Annotated in this window: 18 protein-coding genes; 10 read left to right on the top strand and 8 right to left on the bottom strand. The window is 43.4% G+C overall.

Annotation, left to right across the window (positions count from 1 at the left end):
- Positions 1 to 32 precede the first annotated feature (32 nt).
- A complete protein-coding gene (locus AC6R16_RS18075; protein ID WP_500675307.1) occupies positions 33 to 455 on the bottom strand; it encodes an RNA-binding S4 domain-containing protein in 423 nt (140 codons plus the stop codon).
- 156 nt (positions 456 to 611) lie between these two features.
- On the opposite strand from AC6R16_RS18075, the gene AC6R16_RS18070 reads away from it, so the two are divergent.
- Positions 612 to 1,364, top strand: a complete 753-nt coding sequence (locus AC6R16_RS18070) for a substrate-binding periplasmic protein (RefSeq protein ID WP_500675365.1) — start codon at positions 612 to 614, stop codon at positions 1,362 to 1,364.
- A 146-nt stretch (positions 1,365 to 1,510) separates the two neighbouring features.
- On the top strand, positions 1,511 to 2,146 hold the full coding sequence (locus tag AC6R16_RS18065; protein WP_500675364.1) for a response regulator: 636 nt from the start codon (positions 1,511 to 1,513) through the stop codon (positions 2,144 to 2,146).
- On the opposite strand, the gene AC6R16_RS18060 is transcribed toward AC6R16_RS18065, so the two are convergent.
- Positions 2,127 to 3,017 (bottom strand): LysR family transcriptional regulator, encoded by an 891-nt coding sequence (locus tag AC6R16_RS18060; RefSeq protein WP_500675306.1) that lies wholly within the window; start codon positions 3,015 to 3,017, stop codon positions 2,127 to 2,129. The genes AC6R16_RS18065 and AC6R16_RS18060 overlap by 20 nt on opposite strands.
- 380 nt (positions 3,018 to 3,397) lie before the next feature.
- On the opposite strand from AC6R16_RS18060, the gene AC6R16_RS18055 reads away from it, so the two are divergent.
- The gene (locus tag AC6R16_RS18055; protein ID WP_500675305.1) at positions 3,398 to 5,173 is read left to right on the top strand and encodes an EAL domain-containing protein; all 1,776 of its coding nucleotides are present in this window, start codon (positions 3,398 to 3,400) and stop codon (positions 5,171 to 5,173) included.
- A gap of 247 nt (positions 5,174 to 5,420) precedes the next feature.
- Complete coding sequence (locus AC6R16_RS18050; protein ID WP_500675304.1) at positions 5,421 to 6,575, top strand: insulinase family protein; 1,155 nt, start codon at positions 5,421 to 5,423, stop codon at positions 6,573 to 6,575.
- A gap of 123 nt (positions 6,576 to 6,698) precedes the next feature.
- Here AC6R16_RS18050 and yejF read toward each other — a convergent pair whose 3' ends face one another.
- The 5 genes from yejF to AC6R16_RS18025 form a co-directional block, all read right to left on the bottom strand.
- The gene (yejF, locus tag AC6R16_RS18045) at positions 6,699 to 8,291 is read right to left on the bottom strand and encodes a microcin C ABC transporter ATP-binding protein YejF (protein WP_500675303.1); all 1,593 of its coding nucleotides are present in this window, start codon (positions 8,289 to 8,291) and stop codon (positions 6,699 to 6,701) included.
- Positions 8,292 to 8,293: 2 nt separating this feature from the next.
- The gene (locus AC6R16_RS18040) at positions 8,294 to 9,334 is read right to left on the bottom strand and encodes an ABC transporter permease (RefSeq protein ID WP_500675302.1); all 1,041 of its coding nucleotides are present in this window, start codon (positions 9,332 to 9,334) and stop codon (positions 8,294 to 8,296) included.
- The gene (locus AC6R16_RS18035) at positions 9,334 to 10,422 is read right to left on the bottom strand and encodes a microcin C ABC transporter permease YejB (protein WP_171383677.1); all 1,089 of its coding nucleotides are present in this window, start codon (positions 10,420 to 10,422) and stop codon (positions 9,334 to 9,336) included. The genes AC6R16_RS18040 and AC6R16_RS18035 overlap by 1 nt, the downstream gene beginning before the upstream one ends.
- An 11-nt stretch (positions 10,423 to 10,433) precedes the next feature.
- Positions 10,434 to 12,254: an extracellular solute-binding protein gene (locus AC6R16_RS18030; RefSeq protein WP_500675301.1), complete on the bottom strand. Its 1,821-nt coding sequence runs from the start codon at positions 12,252 to 12,254 to the stop codon at positions 10,434 to 10,436.
- Positions 12,255 to 12,414: 160 nt separating this feature from the next.
- The gene (locus AC6R16_RS18025) at positions 12,415 to 13,977 is read right to left on the bottom strand and encodes a methyl-accepting chemotaxis protein (RefSeq protein ID WP_500675300.1); all 1,563 of its coding nucleotides are present in this window, start codon (positions 13,975 to 13,977) and stop codon (positions 12,415 to 12,417) included.
- A gap of 486 nt (positions 13,978 to 14,463) precedes the next feature.
- On the opposite strand from AC6R16_RS18025, the gene AC6R16_RS18020 reads away from it, so the two are divergent.
- Positions 14,464 to 15,984 (top strand): sensor domain-containing diguanylate cyclase, encoded by a 1,521-nt coding sequence (locus AC6R16_RS18020; RefSeq protein ID WP_500675299.1) that lies wholly within the window; start codon positions 14,464 to 14,466, stop codon positions 15,982 to 15,984.
- Between the two features lie 51 nt (positions 15,985 to 16,035).
- On the opposite strand, the gene AC6R16_RS18015 is transcribed toward AC6R16_RS18020, so the two are convergent.
- A complete protein-coding gene (locus AC6R16_RS18015; protein ID WP_500675298.1) occupies positions 16,036 to 16,305 on the bottom strand; it encodes a hypothetical protein in 270 nt (89 codons plus the stop codon).
- Positions 16,306 to 16,404: 99 nt separating this feature from the next.
- Here AC6R16_RS18015 and ylqF point away from each other — a divergent pair, with 99 nt between their 5' ends.
- From ylqF to cqsA, 5 genes are all read left to right on the top strand, one after another.
- Positions 16,405 to 17,340, top strand: a complete 936-nt coding sequence (gene ylqF, locus AC6R16_RS18010) for a ribosome biogenesis GTPase YlqF (protein WP_239855921.1) — start codon at positions 16,405 to 16,407, stop codon at positions 17,338 to 17,340.
- An 82-nt stretch (positions 17,341 to 17,422) separates the two neighbouring features.
- Positions 17,423 to 18,403, top strand: a complete 981-nt coding sequence (locus tag AC6R16_RS18005) for a CobW family GTP-binding protein (RefSeq protein ID WP_500640220.1) — start codon at positions 17,423 to 17,425, stop codon at positions 18,401 to 18,403.
- 419 nt (positions 18,404 to 18,822) lie between these two features.
- Positions 18,823 to 20,223, top strand: coding sequence for a H(+)/Cl(-) exchange transporter ClcA (gene clcA, locus AC6R16_RS18000; protein ID WP_500675297.1), 1,401 nt, complete (start codon positions 18,823 to 18,825; stop codon positions 20,221 to 20,223).
- Positions 20,224 to 20,340: 117 nt separating this feature from the next.
- Positions 20,341 to 21,312 (top strand): TDT family transporter, encoded by a 972-nt coding sequence (locus AC6R16_RS17995; protein ID WP_500640222.1) that lies wholly within the window; start codon positions 20,341 to 20,343, stop codon positions 21,310 to 21,312.
- A 210-nt stretch (positions 21,313 to 21,522) separates the two neighbouring features.
- Positions 21,523 to 22,704 carry an alpha-hydroxyketone-type quorum-sensing autoinducer synthase gene (gene cqsA, locus AC6R16_RS17990; protein WP_500675296.1) on the top strand — a complete coding sequence of 394 codons (1,182 nt, stop codon included), beginning with the start codon at positions 21,523 to 21,525 and terminating at the stop codon, positions 22,702 to 22,704.
- The last annotated feature ends 57 nt before the right edge of the window (positions 22,705 to 22,761 follow it).

Genomic DNA, 22,761 nt, shown 5'->3' with positions numbered 1-22,761 from the left:
GTTGGCTCCTTTCAACAATGGAAGAATAACTGCTAGAAGAAATCTATTGATGAGCGGCCATTGCCAGTTTTCTTTGCTGGCTTAGAGTCTTTGTTAGTCGATTGCGACGACTTATCTTTTGACGGCTTGCGACTTTTTGAACTCGCCTGCTTAGTAGGCTTTTCTTCCTTCTTAGGCTTAACTCCAGGCTCAGTCACGGGCGCATCACATACTACAACATAGTATTCTTGGTTGAACTCAAAAAAATCGCCATCATACAGCTTACGACGTTTACGAGTTTCCAGTTCGCCGTTAACAGCAACATAGCCTTCAGCAATCAGGTGCTTTGCTTCACCACCACCTCCAACAAGGTTGGCTATTTTGAATACCTTATACAACTCTATTGGCTGCGATGAGACTTCGATACCAATCGCTTCGATTTCGATCTCTTCACCTTGTTCGTAATCTTGGTCCATACGATGCCTTATGGTCTTTCTAAAACAAAAAACAGAGTCTAATCTCAATATCTCTATAAATAAACTAAAGTTAGTAATAAGTATAAGATACAAATAAGGTTCAACGTCGTGAAATGGTCTTTGCTACCGTTACTGTTTCTACTAAGTAGTGCCTGTATGGCTTATCACCCTCCCACTAACGTCGTTATCTACGGTGATGACGCTTACCCCCCATACAGCTACATAGAAAATGGGGAAGCAAAAGGCATTTACACTGAAATACTGCAGGCGGTGTTTGAAGAAATGCCCAAGTACCGTATCAAAATTACCTTGGTACCATGGAAGCGGGGCCTTAAACTACTTGAGGTCGGAGAGGGGTTTGCACTTTACCCTCCCTACTTCTACACAGATAAACGCCCTTACATATTCCCCTACTCGATCCCCATCTTAAACGAAGAAGTCGTGGTTTACTGCCAACCAGACAGCGTAGCAAATCGAAAGCTAAAGCGTTGGCCCGCTGATTACCTTGGGCTAACCATCGGTATCAATGAAGCGTTTGCGCTTGGAGGAACAGAATTTTGGGAAGCCGTTAAGCAAGGAAAAATCCTATTAAAAGAAGCCAAGGGCAATCGAGCCAACATACTAAACTTGTATAAAAACCGAATTGACTGCTACATCAATGATCGGCTCTCTATTCTATGGGAAATCAAGTTGCTTACTCAGGAAGGAGTTGTTAAACCTAACTGGGAGTTGACGTTGGGCACTTCGATTAGCGGTGAGCAAGGCTACTTAGGGTTTACCAAGACATCCCCTGACAAGTACCCCTACAAGTCACACTTTGTTGAGCGGTTTAACCAGACTTTAAAGCAACTTCAGAAAGACGGTACGGTTGACAAAATCATGTCCAAGTATCTACAAAATAACAATTAACTGACTTCTCTTACACTCACCTGACACACTTTCCACGTTGGAAAATTTGCTTTTCCGCCTTTTCCGTCGGGAATCCCTTACATTGCACACCTCACGCAAAGCATAGGGCTCATTAGTCCCAAATAAACCAATAAGAGAAAGTAGTGATGACCAGAAGCACCAATGTTCTAGTACTTGATAGCCAGCCAATCATGCGCGAAGCAATTTCTCAATTTGTCTATGACGGATTAGTAGATTCGCAAGTCTACCAAGCGTCAACAGCTGTATTTGGTATACAAGCATTAAAGACATACGACATCGACCTAGTACTGTTAGACGTCGAGCTAGAAGGCTCAGATGGATTCGAGTTTTTAAGGCGTGCTCGTGCCCATGGCTATACAGGCCAAGTGCTATTTATTTCCCATAACGACCACCCTATGTACTCAGACACAGCAAGAAAACTGGGCGCAAACGGGTATATTACCAAGCGTGAAGAGACCCCAGTGATTCGCGAGGCTATTATTCGTGTCGCTGGTGGTTACTCGGTGTTTAAACGAAAAGGTTTAGGAAAGAGCGAACGGTGTACTACGCTTTCAAACCGAGAAACGGTTGTATTCAATTACCTAGTAAAAGGCTACAGCAATAAGAAAATCTCAGAGATACTGTCATTAAGCTCAAAGACTATCAGCACCTATAAATCTCGAATTCTGGATAAATACAAAGTGGATTCAATCGTCGAATTGATGAACCTACAACAACACGTTTATGTTGATGTCTCTGAAGCTAGAACAAGTGCTGCTTAAGTTTTTTTACTAGCAACCTATGTAAAGGATTATCATGGTTAGCAAGCTTATAATTAGCGACAATAGATAAAGGCTGTTCGAGTTGTAAACTCTCTGGTAACACAGTGACATTGTAGTCGATACGTGCTTGTAAATGGTTCGTGGCTGGCAACAGTGTTGCACATTCAAAGTCACAAAGCATTTCGAACAGACAGGTCATATCATCAACAGTCGCCACCTTATTGACCTTTACACCATTAGACTCAAGTGAACGTTTAATGACTGCCTTTTTGTCCTGCCAACCTTTCATTTCCATTAATACATAAGGCATAGCCAGTTTTTCTTCCAAGGTGCGCTGTTGATACTTATGAGAACAAACAATAGCACCTTTGTACTTGCCTAAGCGATGCTGGTATATGGTTTTAACTTGTTCATCGTTAAAGTATTGAACCCCAATATCAATGCTCTCATCGTGAATCTTTTCCACTGAAGAGTCTGACCAAGTCGTAAGTTGAACTTGCGCCTTAGGAAACGTGTCTAGCAAGTCTAAAAGCAACGTTTTGCCAATTAAGTATTGTGCCAAGCTGGGTAAAGCAATCACTATCGGCTTTTCATAAGTCATTGGGTAAAAATTGACGGGCTGCACTGCATCATCGATCAAATTGAGACCTTCGGTGATTTTAGGCAATAAGTTGAGAGTATATTCAGTGGGCTCAAATTCGAACGCACCTCGGACAAAGAGCTGATCACCAAGTTGCTCACGTAATTTAGCCAGATGCTTACTTACCGCACTTTCTGTCTTGCCTAACTCCTTAGCAACCGGTTTAAGTTGTCGATACTTCTTTAACAAAGGAAGCACCTTGAGCAAATTGAGATCCAACTGTGACTTCATAACAATCCCGAGAGTTTACTTTTCTGTTGCTGAATGCGCTTTACCTAAGCTAAGCAATTATCCAACTAGGTGAATAAAGCATTATAATCATATGTTTACTAAAAAACATCTCACGTGGTTGTCAGAATACGCCGTTGTTTTCGTTCTCTGCTCACTAAAAAACCATACTGGAATTGTCAGTTTATCAAGCTAAATATCAACAACATTGGTTACTCTGTGAGCTACAGTTAATATTTTTTATGCAACTAATAAATAATGCGATTGATATGCTAGAGATCAAATCTTAATTGCTGTATTACTAACAGAATAAGTGATTAAACAAATAATAAATATCACATAACAAAGATAAACCACAGTGTTATCAGGTATATAGATTTTTAATGAATCATTCAATTGACAACGTCATGTCTCCACCAAAACTGTCCTTAGTATCAGGGACAGAAGATGAACTTGTAGATAAAATTGAATCCGCAGTACTTGGTCTCACCGGTGCTGAACTTGATGATCTTATGGATAACCATTTCCGCCATATGATTGATGTCCTAAACGATGGCATCTTCTATATGTCGGGAAATGAATATGTTTGCTTCTACAACCCCTCTTTTTATTCTCGGTTTGGTATCGAACCTGGCCATACCGATCTAAAGAGCTGGACTGACCTTATTCACCCGCAAGACCAAATCGCATTCGAAGAGAAAGTTGATGAGCATATTCAACAAGATGGCGCTCGCGTTGTTACCCAATATCGGATTCGTTGTACCACTGGTCGGTACATTTGGCTTGAAGGGACGGCAGTAACAAAGACGGTCAACGGTAAGAGATTCATGATTGGCTGCCACCGAGATATCTCTGATAGAAAATTGATGGAATCTTATGTTCAGCAAACATCGTTAACTGATGGTTCTTCTGGATTAGCTAACGAACAAAAGTTGGCGATGGATCTTGATAACCTTAAGGTGGTGAACGAAGAAACACACCACCTAATGTACATTCAACCTGGGGTCACACGTTCGTATCAATCACTTTATGGTGGTCAAATGATGCGTGATCTGCTTTCGCGCTTAACTAAAGTACTCGGTGACTTTCCTGAACAGTTCGTTGACATGTACCGTATCCAATCACACGATTTTGCCATCATTGTACGTGGTCAGTTGGACGAGTCGGCCCTCAACAAATTGGCTCGCCGTATAACCAAAGTCTACAAAGAAGCGATTAGAACGCTCGATTTCCTGTTTGCAAACGAAATCAGTATCGGTATCTACCCAAACATCACTGAAAATTGTGACACAGACGAAATTGTCCGTGTTGCTGCTCAAACTTGTCAGTTCGCCGCAGCTAATTCCGAGCACTCTGTTCGAATCTATGCTGGGAGTACTAAAACTCAAATAGATCGCCATTTCTATATTGATCAAGAGCTTGGCAATGCAATACGTGACGGTAATCTGTCGGTTAAGTTTCAGCCTATCGTTTGCTGCAAATCAGACAGAGTAGCAAGTTTTGAAAGCCTAGTTCGTTGGCGCAGCGATACAATTGGAGAGATATACCCTGACGAATTCATTTCTGTGGCGGAAAAGAAAGGCTTGATAAGCGAATTAGGCTACTTTGTTTTTGAGAAAGCGTGTCGCTTTATCAACAAGTATCAGCAAACCCACACCGAAGAGATCAAGGTTAATGTGAATGTTTCAGTCCTACAGTTACTTAGCCAGCAGTTTCCTGACAACGTTAAGAAAATTACCCAAGAGTTTGGTGTCAATGCCAATTCTATCGTTCTAGAGCTGACTGAAACCATTATATTAGATGACAACAAAGACGCTATCTCACAACTATTGCGTCTCAAACAGTTTGGCTTTCAGTTGTCTCTAGATGACTTCGGAGCAGGCTACAGCTCACTAAATAGCTTTTTCGATTTACCTCTTTCTCAAATTAAGATCGATAAATCTATTGCTTGGCGATCATTAGAAAACCCGGTCACGTTTGAGTACCTCTCATTCATCACCAATTTATGCAATGCTTATAACATTGATATCGTCATTGAAGGTATCGAGGATGCGGCAATGCAACGTGTCTTTACTGATATGGGGGCCGCCTACCTACAGGGTTATTGGTTCTCCAAGCCTCTATCTCTTGCCAGCGCTAGCCACTATACCAAGATATAGCCCCGTCTCACATTCGAGACTTATTCATCGAATTCATCATTCCATTTGACTAATTAACTTTAGTTGTAGAGAATTCACACAAATTTATAAACCAGTTCATATACCTCGCTAGAATTGCGGCTTAAGGTAACGGTGTTTTGTGAAGCTCAGCTTCTCAATCAAGGATAGATAAAGCGCTGATAACGAAAGTAAATTCGTTATTACTGGACAGGGAACTCATTGTTGTTTCTGCCTCTGGAGTAAAAAAGTGTCTTATTCAGTACGTAGCTTGATTGGTGCAGCACTCTCTGCAACGCTCATTTTTTCACCTGTAGTTTCAGCTTCATCTAACTCGGCCTTATGGTTCGAGCATACCGATATTCAAATGCCAACCAACACCATGGTAGCCGAATTGAACAACGGCCTGCGTTTTGTGGTTTTACCAACGACTCGCAGCTCGGATGAAGTCTCTCTGCGCGTAATGATTGGTTCAGGCTCGGCGCAACAGTCTAATGACGAAGATTCAACAGCAAAGCTCGCGGCGCTTTCCTCTGTAGAACAAAGTGATTGGCAAGCCACAACTAGCTTAAAGCAAACTGTATTTAGCTTAGATCTTGCCCATGCCGATGCTAAAACACTTGAAGCAAGCTTCGCGAGCATCCAAGAAGGTTTGGTGACCAATACAAAGGGCAATGAGTTCAAGCAGGAATTCTATATTCCGCAAAATGTAACGGTCATTGTTACTGGTGGCATTAACACTAGACAGACAACCAAGCTAATCCAGCGCCAGTTCTCGGGATGGGCAAAAGGTAAGCAAGGTTTCACCTCTTCAGGCAATAGTATTGCATTAGACGCTTATCTTGAGCCAACCGAATTGAATGATAATGGCTTGTCATTAAGCACGCTTAAAACACTCCAAGATGAACAAGACAGTAAGCTGCAGCGTAAAGAGATCTTGTTAACAACGATAGCGAACAAGATGCTAGAACACCGCATTCAAAATGCTCTTGAGCAGCATCAATCTCAAGCGAAAGTATCTATCGATAACGAAGTTCTTTTCGATCACCGTTTGCTATCGCAAATTCGTATTACTGATATGTCAGCGGACGAGAAGTCTACAACAGAAAATGTAGTGAAATCTGAAATCGAGCGCGCTATTGCTGCTGGATTCACACAAGTTGAATATGAAATGGTCGTCAGTGAACTACGTAATCAACTTCAAAGTAAAACTCGCCTAGGTAACGACCGCTATGCTGCAGACCAAGCCGACCGTTTGGTTGAAGCGATTAGCTTAGGTAACGTTTATACTGAGCCATCGTACGATCTAGATTTGCTAAACTTCCACGTTGCTCACTTAAACGAGTACGATGTCAGTAAAGAGTTTGAGAAAACTTGGTCTGCTGACAACAGCATCACGTTATAAGCACGTTACACCAAGCAAAATAATACAAATAAAAACCAGTAGTGCCCCACTACTGGTTTTTTATTGGGTGTAATTATACCAATCAGAACAAGCAGCTGATCACCGATTTATCCCGGTTAGTATTTATAGGGAGGAAAGATTGACCAGATGTCGCGTATAAGGTTGCTTCGGATTACCAAACAGGGTTTGGGTCTCGCCTTGTTCGATGATCTCACCTTGCTTCATCACAATAGTGTAATGGCACAGCGAGCGAACTACGTTTAAGTCATGACTGATAAACAAATAGGTGAGTTGGTACTTTTCTTGTAATGACTTTAGCAACTCAAGTACTTGTGCCTGAACCGTCCTATCTAAAGAAGAAGTTGGCTCGTCCAACAAAATAAATTCTGGTTTAAGGATTAGCGCCCGTGCTATAGCAATACGCTGCCTTTGACCGCCAGAAAACTCATTTGGGTAGCGATATCGCGTTTCTGGGTCTAAATCCACTTCAGCCATTACATCACAAATTCGTTGGTCTATTTCATCTTCATTTAGCGTCTGATGTACCCTCAATCCTTCACCAATCACTTGTGCCACCGACATACGAGGATTCAACGCTGAGAATGGGTCTTGGAACACCACCTGCATCTTACTTCGATAAGGCAACATGCCCTTTCTATCTAAACCTTGAAGCTCGTTGTCTTGATAAGCAATAGAGCCTTCAGACTTAACCAACCGCAGTATTGCCATTCCCGTGGTCGATTTACCTGAACCACTCTCACCAACTAACCCTATCGAGTGGCCTTTCTTTAACTCAAAGTTCATGTTGGTAACGGCTTTAATATGCGACACCACTCGCTTGAAGATCCCACCAGTAATGGGGAACCAAACACGCAAGTTGCTGACATCTAGTAAAGGCGTAGCTTGCTCACTGATTTGAACTGGCAAGCCTCTGGGATCCGAGTTAATCAACTTTTGTGTGTATTCATGGACGGGGGAATTGAAAATCTGCTCGCAATTACCAGTTTCAACCAAACTACCGTTTTGCATAACAGACACACGATCAGCAATCCGTTTTACAATGCTCAGATCATGGGTGATAAACAACATTGCCATACCCATTTCTTGTTGCAACTGTTTGAGCAGGTCGAGTATCTGAGCCTGAACAGATACATCCAACGCTGTCGTCGGTTCGTCAGCAATCAACAATTCAGGCTCGTTAATCAACGCCATGGCGATCATTACTCGTTGCCTTTCTCCCCCTGACAGTTCATGCGGGTAAGCCATAACCTTATGTTCAGGGTTACGAATGCCCACCTTTCCTAACCACTCAACAGCAAGCTGTTCTGCCGCTTGTTGGCGCATCCCTCTATGGATTGCCAGTGTCTCAACCAATTGTTTACCGACCTTGTGCAGCGGGTTGAGCGAGACCATTGGCTCTTGAAAAATCATGCCGATTCTTCCCCCACGAATCCCTCTTAACTGCCGCTCTGAGCACTCAAGAATATTGATGCCATCAAAGGTAATATTGCCAGAAAGGTAGTGAGAAGAACCTTGGGGCAGTAACTTGAGAATCGAATTGGCCGTCACCGACTTGCCGGAGCCACTTTCACCAACCAAAGCGAGGGTCTCACCTTTTTTGATCGAGAGCGACACTTGGTTAGTCACTTGTTCGACTTGCTTCTTACTACCAAACCCAACAGATAATCCATTAATAGTAAGTACAGTTTCAGACATCGCTATCTTCCTTGATGGTGAGGGTCAAAGGCATCACGGACTGCTTCGCCGATAAACACCAGCAAAGTTAGCATCACGGAGAGAACAAGGAATGCTGAAAAACCAAGCCATGGCGCTTGTAAGTTGGCTTTACCTTGCGCGAGTAACTCACCCAATGAAGGCGAGCCCGCGGGTAAACCAAAACCTAAGAAGTCTAGGGAGGTTAGCGTTGTTACCGAACCTGAAAGGATAAAAGGCATCATAGTCAGAGACGCAACCATAGCATTGGGCAACATGTGACGCAGCATAATTCGCCTATCGGCCACACCCATCGCCTGCGCGGCGCGAACATAATCAAAGTTACGACAGCGTAAGAACTCAGCGCGCACTATCCCGACTAAACTCATCCAGCTAAATGCCACCATAATCCCGAGTAGCCACCAGAAATTGGGCTCGACAAAACTGGATAATATGATGAGCAAGAACAGTGTCGGCATACCCGACCACACTTCGATAAAACGCTGACCAAATAAATCTAACCAGCCACCGTAATAACCTTGTGTTGCGCCGACTGCCACACCAATGACACTCGAAACTATGGTTAAAACAAAGCCAAACAAGACCGAAATACGAAAGCCGTAAATGACCCGAGCCAATACGTCTCGGCCTTTGTCATCAGTTCCTAACCAATTGATATTGTCCGGAGGCGAAGGCACAGCGCCGCCAATATTAAAGTTGATGGTGTCGTAGCTAAATCGAATTAATGGCCAGACGATGTAACCTTTTTCTTCGATTAATTCGATCACATAAGGGTCGGTATAGTCTGCTTCAGTTTCAAATTCACCACCGAACTCGGTTTCAGCATACTGGGTCGCAATCGGGAAGTACCACTGACTATCAAATTCCACCAGCAACGGCTTGTCATTGGCAATCAATTCGGCAAACAAGCTAACGATGAACAACAACCCAAAAATCCACATTGACCAAAAGCCACGCTTGTTGGCTTTAAACCTTAGCCAACGAGCTTCATTTAGAGGATTACTTCGCTTCTTTTTCAACAACATTAACGCGCCTCAAAATCAATTCGTGGATCCACCCAGGTATAGGTGAGGTCTGAAATTATGCTCAAGATCAGGCCGAGAAGCGTCATGATATAAAGTGAGCTGAACACGACAGGATAGTCGCGCTGTATGGTCGACTCAAAGCCGAGCAGGCCTATCCCCTCAAGGGAGAACATGACTTCAATTAGCATTGAGCCAGTGAAAAAGATGCTGATAAACGCCGCTGGAAAGCCTGCAATAATTATCAACATGGCATTGCGGAAAACGTGTTTATAGAGAATGTCTCGTTCATCAAGTCCTTTTGCGCGCGCGGTAACCACGTATTGCTTGTTGATCTCATCAAGGAAGGAGTTTTTCGTCAGCATACTTAATGTCGCAAAGCCGCCAATAACCATGGCAAGGATCGGCAAGGTTAAATGCCAGAAGTAGTCGATGATTTGTTGATACCAATTGAGCTGTTCAAAATTACTTGAAACCAAGCCACGCAGCGGGAACCAACTAAAGTAGTTACCGCTGGCAAACACAATAATCAGGATGATGGCAAACAAGAAACCTGGAATTGCATAACCCACGATGACGACCGCACTAGACCAAATATCAAATCGACTGCCATGGTGAATCGCTTTCAAAATCCCAAGGGGTATTGAAATCAGATAGATGATCAACGTGCTCCATAAACCTAGGGAGATGGAGACAGGTAACCTTTCAACAATTAGATCGATGACGCTACCACCCTTGAATAAGCTATCACCGAAATTGAAAGTCACATAGTTTTTCAACATGTCGAAATAGCGTTCATGGATAGGTTTATCAAAACCAAACTGCTTTTTAATTTCTTCGACAACTTCTGGGTCTAAGCCTCGTGAGCCTTTATAGCCTGTTGAAGACGCTTCCTCTACAACAGCGGTGTCCGCTGAGTTGCCTCCCCCAGTGAAACGGCTCATCAAGCCAGACTCTAACCCCTCCATTTGCGCAATTGCTTGTTCAACTGGACCGCCCGGGGCCACCTGAATAATGAAGAAGTTAATAGTGATAATCGCCCACAATGTGGGTATGACTAACAGCAGTCGTCGAAAAATATATGCAGCCATCAATGCCTCGATTAACGTCGTTTTTCTGGAAGCTTGGCAGCTTTCTCTTTAGACACCCACCAAGTATCGACACCTAAATCATACTCTGGCCGAATATCTGGTCGCTCAAACTTATCCCATGTCGCGACGCGGTAGTTACTGTAATGCCATTGAGGAACCATATAGAAGTTCCACTGAAGCACCCTGTCGAATGCACGCCCTAACGCGAGTAACTTCTCAGGGTTCTGCTGATTATCGGCGATTTCCTGGGTTAGGTAATCGACTGCGGGGTCAATAACACCTGCGGTGTTGTAGGTCGAGTCAATGAACTTTGAATTCCAAACAATCATTAGGCTAGAACTAGGATAAGCGTTGGCAAAGAAACGCGAAGAGACCATATCAAAATCACGATCACGCAATCGCTTGATGTATTGGGTACGATCCACAGTGCGAAGCTTCATATCAATCCCCATTAACTTGAGGTTTTTCTGAAACGGGATCGCGTAAGTTTCCACATTCGGATTGAAGATAAGTAGCTCAAAGCTCATCGCTTCACCCGTTTTGGTGTTGGTCATGACTTTGTTCTTCAATTCCCATCCAGCCTCTTTAAATAGCTTAAACGCCGATCGCATTTGGCTACGAATACGACCTGAACCATCGGTTTTAGGCGGTTGGTACTCTTCGGTGTAAACACGCGGCGGAATTTTATCCTTTATCGGCTCCAATACCGCTTTTTCAGCGTCTGACGGCAAACCAACTGATGCATAATCGGTATTCTGGAAATAACTACGCGTACGGCTGTTTTCACTATAGAAAAGGTTTTTATTCATCCACTCAAAATCGAGTGCATAGGTGATGGCTTCACGTACTTTAGGATCTTTAAATACCTCGGTTTGAATATTGAACACAAAACCATTGGCTTGCTGAGGCTGTGAATGAGGGATCACTTCTTTCTTAATGTAACCCTTATCAAAGTTTGAGCCTGTGTATGAGTTTTCCCAGAATTTCGGTTCGCTCTCAATACGGATGTCAAACTCACCTGCTTTAAAGGCCTCAAGCATGACCGTATCATCCCGATAATAATCGTACTGAACCTGTTCAAAGTTGTTGCGCCCTACATTCACCGGCAGATCTTTTGCCCAATAGTCTTTGTCTAATGTATAGGTCACGCTCTGCCCCGGTTTGTAATCGGTAACCTTATACGCACTGCTGCCAACTGGTGGTTCATTGAGGGGTTCAGAAAACTTCTTATCTTGCCAGAAGTGCTTAGGAAGTACACGAGTAGACTGAGCGAAGCTAAATAGCTTCTCTCTGTCTGGTTCAGACATCTCGATACGAACGACATGATCAGACGTGGCAGTGACAGACTTAATGGCTTTGTAATATGAACGATATTGAGGCACACCTTCAGTCATAAACTTCTGGAAGGTAAAAGCAACATCATGGGCGGTAATTGGCTTCCCATCTTGGAAACGTGCCTTCGGGTTAATGTCGAGCTCTAACCACATATAATCATCAGAATAGCGCGCCTTACTCGCAATCAGCGGATAGTAGGCGTCAATCTCATCACTTGGAGAATACATAAGCGTATCGTACAGCTGACCGCTTCCTGCTGCTGCTACTCCGCGCGAAGCATATCGGTTAAAGTTATCGTAAGTCCCCATCTGACCATATGTCACTTTGCCGTACTTAGGCGCTTCCGGATTGACGTAATCGAAGTGAGCAAAATTTTCTGGGTATTTTGCTTTGCCAAATCCAACCAGAGTCGTCGTTTCAATCACATCGGCATAAGCCCCAAAGCTTGTACTTGTGGCAATCAATCCACTAAGCACTAAGCGAGACAGCATCTTCATATGCTCTTCCTTCCATGGTCATACAAGTTAATCTAATAACTATAGTATTAATTAGTATTAATAATTCAACTACTTGGATAAGTATAGATAGGGAAAGTTCTTTCTGTGAAGCAAAAAAATAGCCCTCGCTAAGTTCGAGGGCTATTACAATCAGAGCGAATTATGATTTCTCTTCAAAACGTTTAGCCAGCTGATGGAACTCGTCCACTTGCTCTTTCAGCTCATTAGAGTGTTCTTTTACAGCACGAGTTGCCGCGAGATTTTGCTCTGAAGTTGAGGCGATTGATTGAATATGTAAATTCACTTCGCTCGACAGTTCACGCTGTTTAATCGCAGAGCTTTCAACCGACTGCATTAAGTTATTCATCGATGTCATGAGCTCTTCGACCTCAGACAACCTCTCAGCACTCACACTCGCCACATCGCTACAAGCGTTGGTCTGCTCTTGGTTGGCAAGTATATCGCCCTGCCAACTTTCAATAGTGCCTAACATGGCTTCAATGCTGTCTTTAATTTGAACAGTCGCATTGGATGTGCGCCCCGAAAGTGCGCGAACCTCGTCAGCAACCACCGCAAAGCCACGTCCTTGCTCTCCTGCTCGCGCCGCTTCAATGGCAGCATTGAGGGCCAAAAGATTGGTTTGCTCGGCAATTCCACCGATTTCTTCCATCATTTTACTGACATTTTGAGCTTGCTCGCTCAATTGGTACGTCGTCTGTGTCGCCTTCTCCGCCTGTACACTTAAATTAGTGAGGTTCTGGTGCGTTTGATTGATACTCTCTTTTGCACCAGCACAGGTTTTCAAAGTGACATCAACAATCTGGTGAGCATCTTGTGTGCTCGATGAAACTTCATTCGCAGTCAGTTCTACTTCTTCGGTCGCTTCTCGAACTTGCAGAATGTCCTTGGTCTGTTGGTCAAGAGCTTCAGTCACTTGATAAGAAGTCGCGCTTAAATTGTCTGCGAGATCTTGCAATGGTTTTGCCGAGTCACTCATTCGCCCAAGTACTGTGCGGATTCGCGCAGACGACAGCTTGAGGTGGAAATCAGCGACAGAAAACTTTTTTCTGCCCGAAAAAATCAAACGGCTGACACTGTCGTATTCAGATTGAAGCTTGCCAAGTTGTTTCGGCGTATCAATGAGTTCTTGTCTAAATAGCGCCAAAATCACCGCAACTGGTGCCAAACTCAATAGAATACTCGGCACTCCCTGCAAGCCAATCACGCTTGAGGCTAGTGGTGCACCCAGAGCACCAAGAAGCACCGCATAACGAACGGTGTCACTGATCTTAAGTGACCATGATCTGCCAGATTTTTCAGCATTCAAAAGCCCCTTGTAGGCTTTGTCCGCAATATCAACCCACTCTCGCTTAGGCTTGACGCGAACCGACTGATAACCCACCATTTGGTTATCTTGATAAATCGGCGTTACGTATGCATCGACCCAGTAATAACCATTAGACTTGGTTCTATTTTTAACAATCCCACGCCACGCTTTACCCTGCTTCAGATTTCGCCACATGTCTGCAAAAGCTGCTTTCGGCATATCATCGTGTCTAACGATATTATGGTGTTGACCTAGCAATTCTTGTTGTGAGTATTCAGCAACACGAGCAAACGCCTCATTACTGTAGGTAATCACGCCTTTGAGGTCGGTCGTGGAGACAAGTTGTTCTTGGCTTTCTAATAGCGTTTCACGTGCGGAAGATGATTGGGCTGACATTTCCTAGTACTTTTGTAGTATTTATGTTGCTCGCGAATATAAACAATTAATCAAATTATGACAAAATATTAATTTAACTCAATTTTAAAATTTTGAAGTAATTCACTAGATTAACCGGACATTTTGCCGCACGTAAAAGTACAGAAACCTACATTTAGATTTGTATCAATATAAAAGACCTACCCAGTAAAAAAAACTAATTCAGCTCGTACCTAGCATTGCAACAATTGGTGTTATTCAGCCCTCATATAGGATCAAAGCCACTATTGATAAGTAACTCACTTTAAAAGAGAATAGCGCTAACTTGTAGATTTAGTCACCACCCCATTGGACACGCGCTTGATGGTTAGTGGTATTTTGCTAAGAAGCACCGATTAATAGATCTTTCTCAGCGATTTATTCTCTGCTTTCCAGTAACCCCTCTACACTTAACTTACGCATTAGAGCAAATAAGAAAACATCATCAGCAATACAGGTGAGCCATCATTGTTATATAACTTTAAACATTTAAGCATTCGTCAGATCACCATCTTTGTGTCAATGATCGCGGCTGTTCTATTTCTGTTTTTCTACCTGTCTTTTAAATTGTTTTGGAGCCACGGCCAAGCGCTAGAGCAATCTAAAAACCGGCAGCAGTTTGAATTAGAACGTGTAAACACCGTGCTTAGAATGGAAGAGTTAGAGATTCGTGCTTCGGTAGAGGACTACGCGGCGTGGACTTCAATGGCCCGATATGTAGACAACCCAGAGCCCATATTTATAGCAGATAGTATCGGCGCTCACGCTTTCGCCTCAAAACATATCGATGCCATCGTAATATTTGACCCCCAAGGAAACACGGTTTGGAGTGGTGCATACGATGGTGAAAGTGTTGTGGCTATGGAATTTATTGCGCTCGAGGATCACGCGGTAGTGAATAAAGTTTTATCACGTGCATTTGACGCGTCACAAAACACCATCGAGTCATTCCTAGATTATGCAACTTTTGATGGCTCAGTATTTATGGTTGCCTCTTCTCGAATCTGTCTAAGTGACGGCCAAGAATGCCAACATGGCTATTTGCTATTTATTCGAAAAATTAGAGACCAATTCATTAAAGATATTGAAGCCTCAACGGGAGTAGGTATTCGTATATACCCAGCTCTCAGTTCAGTGACAGATGTCGGCCTAAACAATACAGTGCTGTACCGAGATGCTCTGATCGACGATGAAGTGAAAATTGCGATTCACGTCTCGCACAATGAAACCCTGCCAGAATTCCTTCCTTCAGCGGAAATAGCTGCGTTGTCTCTATTTGCTTTGATCACCTTTATAGTGAACTTGTACGTTGTTACTAATTTAATCAAACCGTTAAAAGCCGCGCAGCAGTATCTAAAGCAGTTCCAAAAATCAGGAGATCGCCTGCCAAGTGAGGATACTTTTATTTCGAAAGAGATGCGTAGCTTCGCCCGCCAAATCAATGATTTAATTACAGAGCTCGAAGATAAGCGCGCTATCTTAAAAGAGCAGTCAACCATTGACGCACTCACTCAAATAGCCAATAGAAGGTTCTTGTATGAAACCGCTCATAACTTGATTGAAAACCTCAAGTATAAATACATTGCTGTTGTGTTAATTGACGTTGACCATTTTAAGCTATTCAATGACAACTATGGGCATCTTGAAGGTGACGCAGCTTTGCGCAAGGTAGCCAAAGCCCTCCAATCCGTTGATACATCGTATGAGAAGCTCGTTTCACGATACGGCGGCGAAGAGTTTTGTATCCTGCTAGCAGGAGATCACCCACTTGAAATCAACGACTATTTAGACCAACTTGTCGTTCACGTAAGGGAGTTAAAACTAAAACACGAACACTCTTCTACAAGTAACGTTCTTACAATTAGCGTGGGAGCAACATCCGGGCAATTAACCTCATATAACCAACTAACACACTGGTTCCAGCAAGCGGATCAAGCGCTATACGAGGCGAAAAACAATGGCCGCAATGGTTTTCACGTCTACCTGTAAAACTATGTCACGGGGCTAGACACCCGACATAACGAGTATGAGTCCAAATTACTACGCTTTCTTCAAAGGAAGGGAGACATCAAGATAAGTGCCTAAGTAAGCCTTGGCAACGCGTTTCGCTTCATCCGCATATTCAGCCGTAATGTCACCGTGTTTCATCTGCGATACGGTAAACACCGTATCGACAAGCTCGACCCAAATAAAGAACACTTCATCGCGCATTGCAAAGTCTGGTACTTCAAAATAGTAATTGAACATTTCCACTAATGATTTTGCAATTAAGCTATCATTGGAACGGTCTTTCTGTTTGATGATTGGCATTGATTTTTCAATAATCTGCTCATCAAGACCATATGAACCCTTTACTCTCCCTCAATTCCCCTTACAATTGTGCCAAGTTTGAATTTCAAGGTTAGTTCTATGTCTATCCAATGGTTTCCGGGCCATATGCACAAGGCTCAAAAAGAGATTGCTGAAGCGATCCCTCAAATCGATGTGATTATTGAGGTGCTTGACGCTCGCATCCCTTTTAGTAGTGAAAACCCTATGATTGCCGAGTTAAAGGGTGATAAGCCGGTTGTAAAAGTGCTTAATAAACGCGATCTTGCCGATCCTGAATTGACTCAACTTTGGATTGACCATTTTGAGAAAGAGCACAACGTAAAAGCGATTGCGATTACCACATCTCAGCCACAAGAAGTGCAGAAGATCATGGAGTTGGTTCGTAAACTTGCGCCGCATCGCGAAGAGATTGGTAAAAACATTCGCACCATGATTATGGGTATCCCGAATGTAGGGAAATCGACCATTATCAACTCACTGGCTGGTCGTACTATTGCTGTCACTGGTAACCAACCTGCGGTAACGCGTCGTCAGCAACGCATCAACCTCCAAAATGGTATCGTGCTTTCTGACACACCGGGTATTCTGTGGCCAAAAGTTGAAAACCCGCATAGTGGATTCCGCCTTGCTGCCACTGGCGCAGTAAAAGATACCGCAATGGAATACGACGAAGTTGCTTTCTATACGGTCGAGTACCTAGCAAAAGCTTACCCGCAGCGTTTACAAGCTCGTTATGAGATTGAAGAGCTGCCGGAAAGTGATATCGAGCTAATGGAAGAGATTGGTCGAAGGCGTGGTGCATTGCGTTCAGGTGGCCGGGTAGATTTACACAAATGTTCGGAAATTCTGCTCCACGAGTTACGTAACGGAACACTTGGACAAATTACGCTTGAACTGCCTGAGATGATCACTCAAGAGCTTATCGAAGTTGAATTAGAAGCAGCGCGTAAAGCAGAAGAAAAAGCGAAGAAGAAAGAAGAACGTCGCAAGCGTTATCTTAAAAACAAACGCTAATTTCGCCAAGGGCAGTGATTCCACTGCCCTTTTTTGTGCCCTATTGTTATAGTGTAACAAAAAGAACAAGAGAGTATTTCTGATGAGCATACCAACTAATATCATCACTGGATTCCTAGGTACAGGTAAAACAACCGCTATTCTTAACCTTCTAAAAGAAAAGCCTGAAGGTGAGCGTTGGGCAGTGCTAGTGAACGAGTTTGGCGAAATTGGCATAGATGGTGCTATGCTGACCGATCAGGGCGCTCTAATTAAAGAAGTGCCTGGCGGTTGTATGTGCTGCGCAGCGGGTGTCCCTATGTCTGTTGCGATTACGGCGCTTTTAAGAACCAAGCCAGACAGACTGATTGTTGAACCAACAGGCTTAGGGCATGCGCATAAAGTATTGGCTACGCTAACCTCTAGTCAGTTCTCAGATTACATAGATTTAAGAGCGACGATTGGTCTGGTAGACCCTAGAAACCTAAGTAAAGAGAAGTACTTACAAAATCAAAACTTCACTGACCAACTAGAGATATCTGATATTGTCATCGGCAACAAAGTCGATCAGTGTCATGTCAGTGATATTGATGCGTTCAATGACTGGGTAACCGATCAAACGCCACCAAAAGTGTTCAGCCAGTTAGTCAAACAGGGCAACTTTCCTATCGAGCTATTAGATTCTCCCCGTCGTGACCATTCAGTATCTACAGAAGTCGCTGCACATCACCATGAGCACGCCGAGTTAGAACCTCAGTTCGCCTTAGCGCCCGATCAAACCTACGTACGTAAAGAGAACAAAGGCCAAGGTTACTTTAGCTGTGGTTGGATCTTTGGTGCAGAAGTGGTTTTCAACTTTGACGAGCTGTTTTCCGTTCTCTCTGATCTCACCGCGGAACGGGTTAAAGGGGTGTTAAACACCACAAATGGTTGTTTTGCTTTCAATGTTAGCAACGGCGTTGTGTCGGTCAACGAGATGTCTTTAGAAGGGTTTGAGAGCCGTTTGGAAGTGATCGACAACCAACTACTGCCCTGGGACCAACTGGAAGATGTTTTAAAACAAATCTCCAACCTCGAAGAATAACTCCCCCACTAAACGACAAGAGGCGCACCATTAAGTGCGCCCTATCCCTCGTTACTCAATCGTGAGTTTGCGAATCAGGAGGTCATTATGTTGCGACCTGATAAAAAACGAGGCTTTCAATTTTACGGTTGAATCCATCCAAATTGTAGGTAAGGCGACATTTCCTCCATGCGGGTCGATTCAAATTGCCTTACCTCTTAACTATGGTTCAAATCAGTGATTATGCAAGGTCATCACCCCATAGCTTGTGCTGATATTGTGATTTTCATCCAGTAATTACCCTCACGAAATCTCATCCCTGCCCTCCATCTCAAATTTGAAAATCAATATTCCATTCTTATTGCTATAGTTAGCATTTCTCAGGGGTATAATTCTCACGACACCTATCGATATTCCGACTCAACAGGAGCCCCACTTTCATGACCAAGAGAGAAAAATTTAAGCAGTCCTTACTCGCCAAAGTACCCAAGGATGCGGTAAATCAATTTCTCTCAAAGGATAAAACGCCTATTTCGGTCTTGGCGCTTTCTTTGGTGGTTGGCATTCTAGCCGGACTCGTCGGAACCTATTTTGAAATCGCGGTTCATTTTGTTTCTGAAACTCGCACGGATTGGCTAAAAAACGAAATTGGCGGAGTGTTACCTCTTTGGTTAGCGGCATTTCTGATTAGTGCATCACTCGCTTTCATTGGCTACTACCTCGTTCATCGCTTTGCTCCAGAAGCCGCTGGTTCTGGAATACCAGAGATAGAAGGTGCAATGGATGGAATCCGCCCTGTGCGTTGGTGGCGCGTTATTCCTGTTAAGTTCTTTGGCGGTATGGGTGCACTTGGTTCGGGTATGGTACTGGGCCGCGAGGGGCCAACAGTACAAATGGGTGGCGCTATCGGGCGAATGGTCACAGATATCTTCAAGGTCAAAGATGATGATACTCGCCATTCACTGCTTGCATCAGGTGCAGCAGGCGGTTTAGCAGCAGCATTTAATGCCCCACTAGCAGGCATTATGTTTGTTGTCGAAGAGATGCGCCCTCAATTTCGATACTCTTTGATCTCTATACGTGCAGTGATCATTTCAGCCATATCCGCCAATATTGTTTTTAGATACATAAATGGTCAGCATGCGGTGATTACCATGCCGCAGTATGAAGCTCCGGAACTGCCTACCTTATGGCTGTTCTTATTGCTAGGTGCGTTGTTTGGAATATTCGGTGTAGTATTCAACCAGCTCGTCACTCTATCTCAAGACCTGTTTGTAAAGCTGCATCGCAACGACAGAAAACGTTACTTGGTTACCGGATCTTTAATCGGCGGTTGCTTTGGAATTATGTTGCTCTATTTCCCATCCGTAACAGGTGGCGGGATTGGTCTCATTCCAACCATCACAAATGGGGGCTATAGCGCGCAAATACTCCTGCTATTGTTTGTAGCACGTATTGCTACCACGCTTATCTGTTTTGGATCTGGCGCTCCCGGTGGCATCTTTGCCCCTATGCTGGCTTTAGGCACTTTGTTTGGTTATGCATTCGGCTTAATTGCACAGGGCCTTTTACCGGATCTTAATATTACTCCAGGCATGTTTGCTATTGCTGGAATGGGCGCACTGTTTGCCGCAACCGTTCGTGCACCGATCACCGGAATCTTATTGGTTATAGAAATGACCAATAACTACTATCTAATCTTGCCACTCATTATCACGAGTTTAGGTGCGGTTATTTTCGCTCAACTGCTCGGCGGACAGCCAATTTATAGCCAACTGCTTCATCGAACCCTAAAAAATGAGAAGTTGAGACAGAAAGATCTCCCATCAGACACTGAATGAGATTTGCGTCGCAACCGTTTGGCTTGCTATGATCGCGGCAATTAACCCCGCATCATTAAAAGATATCGGCATATTCCCAGCTAAAGGGTTGCCGTAAGCCGTATAAGGAAAACGTCGTTGAACTGGAGACGCTTTACTCAATTCCAGAGTGTCCCGCCTTCACAGGCCTCGTTAGCATTAGGTGTCATTGGGCTTGGTCATGCATGGGCACTCTATGTCCCAGAAGTCGGAGAAGTTATTAGACCTTACCTGGCTGGCTTAGGTGCAATTCTGCTTTTCCCCGTGTTAGTTAAATATCTAACAAGCTACAGCACGTTTATAAATGACATCCGACACCCCCTCAGCGGAAGCCTAATGGCACCAATGAGCATGGCGCTTCTGATTTTATGCGATTACCTTGCCATTATATCGCCTATCATCGCCTATCCATTGTGGTTCGCTGCCTTACTTTTACATCTTACCATGATGAGTTTGTTCTTCTCATTTCAGTTGAAGAACTTCAAGATGTGTAACATTGTACCAAGTTGGTTTCTTTATCCAGTTGGAGTAATCAGTAGCTCTCTTGCAGGTACGCAATTTGGTCACACAGTGTTCTCAGAAACCTTAGTAAGCATATGCATAACTATTTACTTCTTTATGCTACCACTGGTGCTATATAGACTAGTATTTGAGGGAATGTTGCCTAAAAGGGCGAAGCCAACACTCGCGATCATGGCTGCCCCTATTAACCTCACGTTAGCGACCTATTTGGTTAACTTTGAACAGCCCGACCCTATCTTAACTGGTGCCCTTGCAGGTATCGCAATCACCATGACACTGCTCATTTACCTTTGTTATATAAGGCTCATGAGGCTGAAGTTTCAACCATCAATCGCCGCGGTAACTTTTCCATCAGTCATCAGTGCCATTGCGATGCATCGACTTACGTCTTTTTTTGCAGACAATCACCCACATTGGCACTGGTTACATAACTTTGGGTTGATTGAGTTGTCGGTCGCAACAGGTCTCGTCGCTTGGGTCGCTGCAGGATATTTAAAAATGTATTGGCCGGAGGTCTTTACCTCGGAGATAAAAGTGAATTCGCAATAATTAAATCGTGGAAAAAACAAATTAACTATTTATTATATTTAGACACTTCCCCTTTAGGGTAATTATTCTTAGTTAATATACCATTGATTATAATTATATCTGTTGGTATGTGCAAGAAAATCACATTTTATATTAGATTTATTATTCAACTGAATTTATACATAGCTAAGTCAGCTGGCGCTTACAACAAATAACTTAAGGCTATGTATTATGAATATGTTAACTACACGATCTCGTCTGCCCGATTTTATCGATAGACGAATCAACTACTATGTTTCTGACCTAATAAATAAAAAAGATAATGGAAGAAACCTAGTTTTAGGTAAGAAGCCACACCTAGGTGATATCATTTTGCAAAGTAATGACTACCTTGCACTTACCCATCACCCTAAAATCATAGACGCTCAAGTTAATTCATTGCTTTCCAAGAAAGACACGGCATTTATGTCTAATGTGTTTTTGCACAGCGATGGACTAGATAAAACGGTTGAGCACCACCTTGCAAATTACACAGGATTTCAAACTTGCACTATTGCACCGTCGGGCTGGATTGCCAACATCGGCTTACTGCAAACCATCTGTGATTCAGAAACAAATGTGTATATAGACTTTTTCGCGCACATGTCGCTGTGGGAAGGGGCTCGAATTGCAGGAGCCAATATCCATCCCTTTATGCACAATAACACTAATCATCTCAAACGTTTAATTAAACGTAATGGACCAGGGGTGGTTTTGATTGACTCTATTTACAGCACCATTGGCACTATAGCGCCACTTCAGGAAATGGTGGCCTTGGCAAAAGAGATGGATTGTGCGATTGTCGTTGATGAATCCCATTCTGTCGGTGTTTACGGCCCTAAAGGTTCCGGATTACTTCAAGAGCTCGGTCTCACTAATCATGTAGACTTCATGACAGCCAGCCTAGCGAAAACCTTCGCTTATCGAGCTGGTGCAGTTTGGTGTAACAACTTAACAGGTCAAGTGGTGCCGTACGTCTCATTTCCATCTATTTTTAGTTCAGCGATGATGTCATTTGAGCTAGATAGAATTGATGCGACGCTAAGTGTTATTAAGGAAAGTGACCAATCCCGCAAGCGATTAATGGAATGCTCAGAGCAAGTACGGGAGGGACTAAAAGATATAGGTTACGACATACGTAGCGAATCGCAGATAATCAGTTTAGAAACAGCAGAGAAGACTAATACGCGTAAAGTTAGAGATTTCTTCGAAGAACACGGAGTATTTGGCTCCGTTTTTTGTACTCCTGCCACACCTGATAATAAAAACATCCTGCGCTTATCGTTAAATAGCGCCTTAACTAACAATGATATTGATAAGATTTTATCGGTTGCAAAGCAAGCTAAAGAAAATAAGGAATTGTATTTCGTATAATAAAATAACGCCTCTTACTACAGGGGCGTTACTATTTAAACTTAAACGAAAAAATTA

The sequence above is a fragment of the Vibrio sp. R10-SG3-ISO10 genome, assembly GCF_059834185.1.
This window is presented reverse-complemented; position numbering and strand designations above follow the sequence as displayed.

Coding starts and splice junctions, on each gene's coding strand:
- clcA (WP_500675297.1), top strand. CDS start 18,823: ATGACCAAGAGAGAAAAATTTAAGCAGTCCTTACTCGCCAAAGTACCC.
- AC6R16_RS18055 (WP_500675305.1), top strand. CDS start 3,398: ATGAATCATTCAATTGACAACGTCATGTCTCCACCAAAACTGTCCTTA.
- AC6R16_RS18015 (WP_500675298.1), bottom strand. CDS start 16,305: ATGCCAATCATCAAACAGAAAGACCGTTCCAATGATAGCTTAATTGCA.
- AC6R16_RS18065 (WP_500675364.1), top strand. CDS start 1,511: ATGACCAGAAGCACCAATGTTCTAGTACTTGATAGCCAGCCAATCATG.
- cqsA (WP_500675296.1), top strand. CDS start 21,523: ATGAATATGTTAACTACACGATCTCGTCTGCCCGATTTTATCGATAGA.
- AC6R16_RS18005 (WP_500640220.1), top strand. CDS start 17,423: ATGAGCATACCAACTAATATCATCACTGGATTCCTAGGTACAGGTAAA.
- AC6R16_RS18070 (WP_500675365.1), top strand. CDS start 612: ATGGCTTATCACCCTCCCACTAACGTCGTTATCTACGGTGATGACGCT.
- AC6R16_RS18035 (WP_171383677.1), bottom strand. CDS start 10,422: ATGGCTGCATATATTTTTCGACGACTGCTGTTAGTCATACCCACATTG.
- AC6R16_RS18040 (WP_500675302.1), bottom strand. CDS start 9,334: ATGTTGTTGAAAAAGAAGCGAAGTAATCCTCTAAATGAAGCTCGTTGG.
- yejF (WP_500675303.1), bottom strand. CDS start 8,291: ATGTCTGAAACTGTACTTACTATTAATGGATTATCTGTTGGGTTTGGT.
- AC6R16_RS18060 (WP_500675306.1), bottom strand. CDS start 3,017: ATGAAGTCACAGTTGGATCTCAATTTGCTCAAGGTGCTTCCTTTGTTA.
- AC6R16_RS18030 (WP_500675301.1), bottom strand. CDS start 12,254: ATGAAGATGCTGTCTCGCTTAGTGCTTAGTGGATTGATTGCCACAAGT.
- AC6R16_RS18075 (WP_500675307.1), bottom strand. CDS start 455: ATGGACCAAGATTACGAACAAGGTGAAGAGATCGAAATCGAAGCGATT.
- AC6R16_RS18025 (WP_500675300.1), bottom strand. CDS start 13,977: ATGTCAGCCCAATCATCTTCCGCACGTGAAACGCTATTAGAAAGCCAA.
- ylqF (WP_239855921.1), top strand. CDS start 16,405: ATGTCTATCCAATGGTTTCCGGGCCATATGCACAAGGCTCAAAAAGAG.